The 6055-nt window shown below is 67.1% G+C and carries 8 protein-coding genes and 1 pseudogene; 1 reads left to right on the plus strand and 8 read right to left on the minus strand.

Annotation, left to right across the window (positions count from 1 at the left end; genetic code table 11):
* Together DJ70_RS14195 and DJ70_RS17055 are read right to left on the minus strand one after the other, a co-directional pair.
* Positions 1-812 (minus strand): annotated as a pseudogene (locus tag DJ70_RS14195) (hypothetical protein); the annotation flags it as partial.
* A complete protein-coding gene (locus DJ70_RS17055) occupies positions 809-1474 on the minus strand; it encodes a hypothetical protein (protein ID WP_143421047.1) in 666 nt (221 codons plus the stop codon). The gene DJ70_RS17055 and the pseudogene DJ70_RS14195, both read right to left, overlap by 4 nt.
* A 69-nt stretch (positions 1475-1543) precedes the next feature.
* Here DJ70_RS17055 and DJ70_RS14205 point away from each other — a divergent pair, with 69 nt between their 5' ends.
* Positions 1544-1729: a hypothetical protein gene (locus tag DJ70_RS14205; protein WP_094534099.1), complete on the plus strand. Its 186-nt coding sequence runs from the start codon at positions 1544-1546 to the stop codon at positions 1727-1729.
* Here DJ70_RS14205 and DJ70_RS14210 read toward each other — a convergent pair.
* The 6 genes from DJ70_RS14210 to DJ70_RS14235 form a co-directional block, all read right to left on the minus strand.
* Complete coding sequence (locus DJ70_RS14210) at positions 1726-3033, minus strand: hypothetical protein (protein ID WP_094534101.1); 1308 nt, start codon at positions 3031-3033, stop codon at positions 1726-1728. The two genes, DJ70_RS14205 and DJ70_RS14210, sit on opposite strands and share 4 nt — an antisense overlap.
* 108 nt (positions 3034-3141) lie before the next feature.
* Positions 3142-3687 carry a hypothetical protein gene (locus DJ70_RS14215; protein WP_094534103.1) on the minus strand — a complete coding sequence of 182 codons (546 nt, stop codon included), beginning with the start codon at positions 3685-3687 and terminating at the stop codon, positions 3142-3144.
* Entirely contained in the window at positions 3687-4646 is a 960-nt protein-coding gene (locus DJ70_RS14220) for a phage tail tube protein (protein WP_094534105.1), read from the minus strand. The genes DJ70_RS14215 and DJ70_RS14220 overlap by 1 nt, the downstream gene beginning before the upstream one ends.
* 49 nt (positions 4647-4695) lie before the next feature.
* The gene (locus DJ70_RS14225; RefSeq protein WP_094534107.1) at positions 4696-5214 is read right to left on the minus strand and encodes a hypothetical protein; all 519 of its coding nucleotides are present in this window, start codon (positions 5212-5214) and stop codon (positions 4696-4698) included.
* Positions 5211-5684 carry a hypothetical protein gene (locus DJ70_RS14230; protein WP_094534109.1) on the minus strand — a complete coding sequence of 158 codons (474 nt, stop codon included), beginning with the start codon at positions 5682-5684 and terminating at the stop codon, positions 5211-5213. The genes DJ70_RS14225 and DJ70_RS14230 overlap by 4 nt, the downstream gene beginning before the upstream one ends.
* Entirely contained in the window at positions 5681-5941 is a 261-nt protein-coding gene (locus tag DJ70_RS14235) for a hypothetical protein (protein WP_094534111.1), read from the minus strand. The genes DJ70_RS14230 and DJ70_RS14235 overlap by 4 nt, the downstream gene beginning before the upstream one ends.
* Positions 5942-6055: the final 114 nt, after the last annotated feature.

The raw sequence follows: 6055 nt of genomic DNA on the forward strand, positions 1-6055 counted from the left end.
TCGCCGGCGTCGGGCTCGTCGAGGCGGACGCGGAGCAGGCCGTTCTCGAGGACGCACTCGGCGTCGGCGGCGAACACGTGGCCCGTATCGAACACGCGTTGCCATGCGACGACGCCGTCCGCATCGCGGATGCTCGCGTGCCCGTAGGTGTCCCAGACGCCCGGGTCGACATCGCCCTGGGCGTCGTACGGGAGGTCATAGAGGACGGTCGGGGTGCCCTCCGGAAGCGTCGCGGTGTCGATGAGATCGACGTCGCCGTGCTGGGCGGTGACCGTCTGTGTCGCCGTCGGCATGGTGCGCTCCGTCGGCGAGGACTGCGAGTCGACGGCGCGGACACGCGTGGCGGCGCTCGGAACTCCGATGCGTGCGGTCTGGTCCGTCCCGTACGGGTTGGTGAGGTCGTCAGACGTCGCGACCTCGAGGCCGATCCAGTGCGTGTTGCGGGTGCCACGCTTCGTGATGTCGGCGCCGGCCGAGACCGCACCCGCCGCCTGTGGCATGGCTGGCTGGCCGTCGACGAGCTCGGCCGTGTAGTAGGCGTCCGAATCTTGCGCCGCCTCCACGGTCGCGAACGGTGCCGACTCGATGTCGTTCGACGAGAGGATCTCTCGCAGTTCGCGCGCGAGCCGCTCGGCGTAGCGGCCACGATAGTCGACGTCGAGGCGGTTGGTGTCAGCGCCGCCCGAGAGTCGCGTCACGCGCCCCTCGCCGCCGAGCACGCCCTGCCGAGCGAGCCGCGCTTGTGACGCGTCGAGCCGGTTGCTCGCGAGGCTGCTCTCCGGGATCTCCGACCGGTAGTAGCGCCGGGTCATCGTGTCGACCTCGCGACCGCGTCGATCGCCTCGCCGGCGTCGATCGCCTCGATACACGTGATCGACCCGGAGTACGTCGACATCGACTCACCGGGGAAGTCCGCGCCCGGATTCTCCAGGATGACATCGAGCGGGTCGTACACGCCGCCCTCACGGTACTGCCCGTACCGGAGCGTTGCCGGGCCGTCGCCGGCGATCCCTGCGCCGGGGAACAGCTCGCCGCTCACGCTCGAGATGCGCGTGTTCCGGAGCCAATACATCAGGCAACTTATCTGCCGCGTCGGGGGCTCAGAAGTACAATCCGTTTTTGTCATCTCGGAGGCGTCTCCTGTATCACCCCACTGGAGCGGCTGGCCGTCGGGGCCGGTCGCCCCCTCCCAGGAGTTGAAGTCGATCGTGACCGCGAACTGTGAGCTGCCGAGATTGAGAAAGAGATCCTTATTGATAGGTGAGTTGATAAAATCGCCGACCGTTCCGTCGATGAGTGCGAGGAAGCCGGATCCTGGCGTCGCTCGTACCTGCGTCCGTTGCTCCTCGTTGAGTGAGAGTCCCTCAGACCCGCCGGTGAACATCTCGAAGACGGCTTCCCGGCGGCCTTGCCCGTCCGGGTCGCCTTCTATGGTGAGGGATGCGACTCTCTCTTCGGGTGGAAGGTTTGTCATGTTGTATGAATGGAATCCGCGTCGTGGTGTGCCCGAACCTCTTTACTGACTCGGCGAGACGTCGCGACTATGGCGATCGGGACAGACCCGCGAGAGTGGATCGTGGAGATCTTAGGGGTGTTGTTAGCTCTCGGTGGGCTCTACCACGGGTGGGTTCTAGGAGATTTCATAGTGATCGTCGTGTCTGCGTCGCTGGCTATCTCCATATTCTCGATATTCCAACTGAGACGAGCTTATGATCACAGCATCACCTAGTACTGCCCGCTGGCACTGGTTCGGACCGTCCGCTCGAACTCTCTGATGGCCTGATTTTTGGCGCGATCCATGGCTCTCTCGACATCACGTTCCGTGGCACCCTTGGCCAAGACTTCGATATTGTAGTCGAATTGGTTCCGGACCTCGGTACTCCCGTCGCCCGAGAGGTTCGCGATCGCGTCCTCGATGCGGTTGGCGATGTTCTTGAGCCCTTCCGCCTGGGCCTGACGTCCTTCCGCGGAGAACACCGATCCCGGATGCTCGTTTGCCGAGTCGAGCTCTCTGAGTTGGAACGACTCGGGCGTTCTCTCGTTGACCCAACTCCGTGCCCGGTTCTGATCCTCGAAGTCGGTCATCCCGAGCCCCTCGGGAGTCATGAACGCGCCGCCGGACGCAGCGGATGACCCTCGGATGGCTGCCTGGGATCCGAACTGCTGGATCGCTTTGATCCCAAACGCACCACCAATACCCCCTGCGAGCAGTTCTGGCAAACCGATACCTGATCCACTCCCACTCGCGGACCCTGTCTCGGCCGTGGTCGGGTCAGCGATCTCGAGTGGCGTCCACGCAGGCTCGGCAACCTCGACAGGTTCCGGATCTTCTAGAGGATACTCTGCCGGGTCTGGCTCGGCGACCTCCATCGGATCAGTCTCCGCCACCTCTACCGGATCGGGCTCCGCTACCTCCACCGGCTCGGGCTCCGTCACTTCTACTGGATCCGGCTCCGCCACTGGAGCCTCGCTCGGTTCCTCCACCGGAGCAGGCTCCGGCTCGACGACGTCGAGCGGGTGCCAGTCCGGCTCCGCGGGCGGGTCGAGGTCAGGCAGGTCGGGCCAGGAGAACTCCGGGAGCGACGGCCAGGAGAAGCCCGAGAGCACGCTCGACAGCGCGCCGATCCCGAGGAGCGCACCCCCGCCGAGGATGGCCGCCCCGCCGCCGAGGAGCCCGCCGCCCGACCGTGCTGCCCGGTCGAAATTCCCTTCCTCCTGGACGTCGACCAGCCGCTCGAGTAACCGGTTCCGCTCGCGAGAGAGTTCGTGTTCCGCCTGCCACTCGCCCTCGATGTCGGCCTCCTCGAGCGTCTCACCCAGCTCCTCGAGCGACTCCGTTTGGTCGGTGAGGAGCTGGCGCTGACGCGCACGGTCGCGAGCGGCGACCTCGCTACCGCCGCCGGTCGCGGACACCTCCGCCTGGATGTCCATCGGCACCGAGGAGAACGCCTCTTCGACGTCGGCCTTGGCCTCGGTGAGCGACCGGTCGTCGACGACGACGTCGACGGTATTCTGGGTCTCGAACTCAGTCATCAGGATCGCCTCGTGGTGGGTACTGGAGGTACGGGAACGCGGTCAGGAGCAGCTCGACGTCACGCCAGCGGAACTGCTCGAACTGGTCGGGCGTGAACCCGCAGTACATCAGGACGGCTTGGCCGAGGAGGGTTCGTCCGACCGGTCCTGCTGCTTGGCCGCCAGCCGCTCGGCGTAGCTGCTCCGTTTCCCGTTTCCCAGGGTGTTCTCCTCGGTGACGCGGTCCGCGAGCCACTGGACGAGGTACGGGTTCGGCTTGTCCCGGACGGCCATGATGCGCTCGTGGAGGTCGCTGGCGTCGACGTCCTCCAGGAACGGCGCGTCGACGAGCCCTGCGGCCGCCCAGTAGTTGTCGAGCGCGGACTCGACGTCGTCCTGGCCGGTGCGTTCGGCCTGCTCTTTCGTGCGTCGGATCAGCCCCGTGAGCTCTGCCTTCTCCCCGGGTGTGAACTCGCGGATCGACCACGTCGCGTCGGGGTGCTCCTCGAGGGCTTCCTCGAGCGCCCACATCTGCTGTTGGACGTCGCCGGCGAGTCGGCGGGCCTGACTCGACTCGAGCTCGCCGTCGAGTTCGGCCTCGGCCAGCTCGTCGAGCCGGTCACCGAGCGCGTCGGCTTCCTCCTCGAGATCGAGTTCGATGACGTCGCGGGGCATCAGAGTGCCTCCGCGGCCGCCGTCTCAGCCTCGGCCGTCAGGCGGTCGATGTCGAGTTCGGACCCGTCGGTGAGCTTTTCGCCAGCGTTGCCGATCTGGTCCCACGAGTAGGTGGAGTGAGTGATGCCGGTCATGTCGAATGTGAGCGCGTTCGCACCGGGCGACTGGAACTTGAACGTCCCGTCGGCGGCACCGTCGACCGTCGTCGCCGGACCGTCACTCGAGCCGTGTGCGAGCTCGAGCAGGTCCGTGTCGGTGAGGATCGACTCGAGCGTGAGCGCCGGGTTGATCTCGCCGATCGTCGCGGCCACCGGCGAGCGCTCCCAGGCACGCTCCGGGCTCGTCCCGGTCGGCACGGAGAGCGTCGCCGACTGCGGACGGACGATCTCCGTCGAGTTCGGGATCTCGATGGAGCCGCCGTGGAAGATGAGCGGCGTCCCGTCGCTCGTCGGCTGCGAGCCAGGCGTGAACGAGGCGTTCTGCGTCTCGTCGCCGAACCATCCCGACAGCGAGACGCTGACGGGAGAGCCGATGGAACACTCGACGTCCATCTGGTCGAAGACCACGCCCTCGAGGGCGCGCTCGGCGTACCCGGTCGTGAGGTCTGCTCCGATGTACCAGCGGGAGGACTGAACCTCGTTCGAGACGAACTCCCACGTGTAGCTGTACGGAGCCTCCGACTCGCCGCCGGCGTTCGGCGGCTGTCCGAACACGTGGTTGAGGAACCACGGGTCGACGAGCTCGAACGAGAGCGAGAACGTGCCCTCGATGACCCCCTCGACCGTCTCCTCGGTTTCCGGACCCCAGTTCCGCTGGCGAGTCGTGTCGTTGTCGAACTCCAGGTTGTCGATCGTGCCGTTGCGGCCGGGCGTCATGTACGTCGGGTTCGACGGGTCGCTGGCGTACTCGCCGACCGGCTCGCGGGCGAACGCGACGTCGACGTTACCGCCACCGGGCATCTGTACCTCCTCCGTCTGTCGTGTTGGTCGTTGGAATCATGGTCTGTGATCAGCTGTCCGCGTAACCGCTAAGGCGAACGTCGACGCGGTACTCGTAGAAGTCGCGGTAGTCCTGGCTCCGGTTCGTCCCGTTCTCCAGAAACGCGGTGTGGTAGTCGGCACCGGCGACGCTAGGCCACTCATCATCCGCTTGGAGCGCCTCGCGAACGCGCCGGTAGAACGTGGTGAAGTCGATCCCGTCGGCGCCGTCCGGGTCGATGTGCCCCCACTCGCGATGGTGGAGCCCTTCGATCCGGAGCGCGACGATCGCCTCGGCGTTGTAGTCGTCGCCGAACCCGCCGTGCGACTCGTCGTCGTCGACGAGCGCGGCGCTGATGTAGTTCGACGTCTGGAGGTCCGACTTCCGCGTCCGGATGTCGCCGTCGTAGATCTCCGACTCGTTGCGGTCGACCCGGCGGACCGGGACGGCGCCGTCAGGGACGTCCGTCTCCGCCCCCCACGCGAGCGCCGTGTCGTCGACGATCCCGGCGACCGTGTCGAACACCCACTGCGTCTCGGGTGCCGTCACGACGCCACCTCGCGCCGGAGCCAGTCGAGCGCGTGCCGGGCGAACCGCGTCTCGCGAACGCCGGCGACCTCGACCTCCGGAAGGAACACGCGGTAGCCGCCGCCCTCACGTTCGTACTCCTCGGCGACCCACTCGGGCGGGTCGTGGCGGTCTTCCCAGATGAACGAGAGGATCGGGTCGCCCTCGATCGTGTGCTCGGACGTCCCCCACTCCAGGTACGGCGCGGCCTCGTGGTCCCAGCCGAACCGGATGCGGAAGTGCCGGTCGGACTGCTCGACGATCTCCGGCCCCTGGAGCGAGTCGATCACCGACTCGATGCGGTAGTCGAACTCGCGGGCGTATTCGCGAAGGCGCTCGTGAGCTGCCTCGATGGCGTTCGGGATGAACCCGTCGTTGCCGAGGTACCGCGCGGCGGCCGCGTCGAGGGCCGCCTCGGCGGCGGCATCTTCCCAGCCGGACTCGAGGGTCATCCGCTCTCCTCCTCGTCCGTGTCGCTGCTACCGCCCTCGGAGAGCTCCTGGGCGTCCTCGACGGCGGTCGTCATCGTCCGTCGGCCGTACACCGCGTAGCCGCTCGCGAGCAGCAGCGCGAGCACGACGACGTCCCAGAGCGTCCCGAGGGGGTCGCCGACGATCTGCCCGCGAACCCACAGCGCGAGGACGGTCGCGATCACGACCGTGCCGACGCCGGCGCGGAGCGCGCGGTACGGGCGTGTCGGTGACCTCATCGGTACACCTCAAGGAGCTCGTCGGCCTGTCGCTCGAGCGCCGACACCTTCGACTCGACTGCCTGGAGGTTCGCGTTCTCGGGGATACCCAACCCGGCGTCGTCGTCCGGCGCG

The organism is Halorubrum halodurans, from assembly GCF_002252985.1.
GTDB classification, from domain to species: domain Archaea; phylum Halobacteriota; class Halobacteria; order Halobacteriales; family Haloferacaceae; genus Halorubrum; species Halorubrum halodurans.

Bases quoted from the DNA above. Each gene is read 5' to 3' on its own strand.
- DJ70_RS17055 (WP_143421047.1), bottom strand. From the start codon at position 1,474: ATGACAAACCTTCCACCCGAAGAGAGAGTCGCATCCCTCACCATAGAA.
- DJ70_RS14205 (WP_094534099.1), top strand. From the start codon at position 1,544: ATGGCGATCGGGACAGACCCGCGAGAGTGGATCGTGGAGATCTTAGGG.
- DJ70_RS14210 (WP_094534101.1), bottom strand. From the start codon at position 3,033: ATGACTGAGTTCGAGACCCAGAATACCGTCGACGTCGTCGTCGACGAC.
- DJ70_RS14215 (WP_094534103.1), bottom strand. From the start codon at position 3,687: ATGCCCCGCGACGTCATCGAACTCGATCTCGAGGAGGAAGCCGACGCG.
- DJ70_RS14220 (WP_094534105.1), bottom strand. From the start codon at position 4,646: ATGCCCGGTGGCGGTAACGTCGACGTCGCGTTCGCCCGCGAGCCGGTC.
- DJ70_RS14230 (WP_094534109.1), bottom strand. From the start codon at position 5,684: ATGACCCTCGAGTCCGGCTGGGAAGATGCCGCCGCCGAGGCGGCCCTC.
- DJ70_RS14235 (WP_094534111.1), bottom strand. From the start codon at position 5,941: ATGAGGTCACCGACACGCCCGTACCGCGCGCTCCGCGCCGGCGTCGGC.